2 protein-coding genes are annotated in these 1385 nt (G+C 74.9%); one reads left to right on the top strand and one right to left on the bottom strand.

What is annotated here, in order from left to right; translation table 11 throughout:
* The first annotated feature begins 7 nt into the window (after positions 1–7).
* Positions 8–448, top strand: a complete 441-nt coding sequence (locus tag ABZ641_RS37460; RefSeq protein ID WP_359989058.1) for a YfcE family phosphodiesterase — start codon at positions 8–10, stop codon at positions 446–448.
* 84 nt (positions 449–532) lie between these two features.
* Here ABZ641_RS37460 and ABZ641_RS37455 read toward each other — a convergent pair whose 3' ends face one another.
* On the bottom strand, positions 533–1327 hold the full coding sequence (locus ABZ641_RS37455) for a metal-dependent hydrolase (protein ID WP_344624265.1): 795 nt from the start codon (positions 1325–1327) through the stop codon (positions 533–535).
* Between the last annotated feature and the right edge of the window lie 58 nt (positions 1328–1385).

Genomic DNA, 1385 nt, shown 5'->3' with positions numbered 1-1385 from the left:
CGGCGAACTGCTGGAGCGGATCGCCGCCGCCGACGTCGTGGTGCACGCCGGGGACTGGACGGACACCGCCACCCTGGACCTGTTCGAGGAGCGCGCCGCCCGCCTGGTCGCCGTGCACGGCAACAACGACGGACCGGAACTGCGCGCCCGGCTGCCCGGGACCGCCCGCGCCGAACTGGACGGGCTGCGGCTCGGCGTCGTCCACGAGACCGGCCCCGCCCGCGGGCGCGAGGAGCGCTGCGCCGCGCTGCACCCCGGCCTGGACGTGCTGGTCTTCGGCCACAGCCACATCCCCTGGGACACCACCGCCGAGGGCGGGATGCGCCTGCTCAACCCCGGCTCGCCGACCGACCGGCGCCGGCAGCCGTACTGCACCTACATGACCGCCCGCATCGAGGCGGGCAGCCTGGTCGGGGTGGAACTGCACCGGCTGCCGCCGCGGCACTGAGACGCCCCGCCGGCGCCCGCGGGAGTCGCGGGCACCGACGGGGCGTGTGGAAGGGGCGTGCGGTGGGCGGGGTGTGCGACCGGGTCAGCCGACGAAGCCGAGGGCGGCGACCGCGCCGATCGCGCCGAGTCCCATGAAGACCGGCATCAGGACCTTGATCTCCACCCAGCTGCCGGCCCGGAAGCGCATCGCCTTCGGCGGGCCGATCGGGTACCAGCGCTTGCGGCCGATCGGGATCGGCCACAGCACCGGGCAGCCGGAGACGGTCAGCGCGTCACCCAGGCAGTGCACCAGGGCGCCCAGCGCCACCGGCAGGCCGATCCACAGATAGTCCTGGCCGGGCTGGTCGAACAGCCAGTTCGCGCCGTTGCCCGGCTTGTCGAGCACGCTGGCGAGCGTCCAGGCGCTGGTCGCGCCGAGCAGCCAGACCAGGATGTCGCTGGACATCCGGGCCTGCCGCCACAGCAGCCCCTCGACGGCCAGCACCATGTGGATGAAGAGCACCACCAGGACGCCCCAGCGGTCGCCGTACGCCGAGAACAGCGAGGCCACCACGCCGGACAGCGCGGCCCAGAGCCAGGTGTGGGTGAGGGTGCGGTGGCCGCCGTTGCGGCGCGGGTCGCCCTTGCCGCGGGTCGCCTTGTAGGTGGCGGCACCGATCTTGTCGATGACCTCGCACAGGCCGCGCGACAGCGGACCGAAGGCGCGGGAGACGGTGGCCGCCTTGTGGTCGAGGTCGGGGGCGAGCGCGGCGCCCGCCGAGATCAGCGCACCCGCCAGCAGGACGGGCCAGGGCATGGGCCGGTCCAGCGCGTACGCGGCCGCTCCTGCGGCCAGCCAGGCCGCCGCTCCGGAGAGCGCGTGTGCCGGTCCCATCATGGTGCTTCCCACCCCATCGCCGCGGTACGGGCGCCGTTGCGCGCCCCTGGTAGGGGCG

It is taken from the genome of Kitasatospora sp. NPDC007106 (assembly GCF_040634455.1).
Lineage (GTDB): Bacteria > Actinomycetota > Actinomycetes > Streptomycetales > Streptomycetaceae > Kitasatospora > Kitasatospora arboriphila.
The sequence above is the reverse complement of the archived record's forward strand: the minus strand, read 5'-3'. Positions and strand labels throughout refer to the sequence as shown.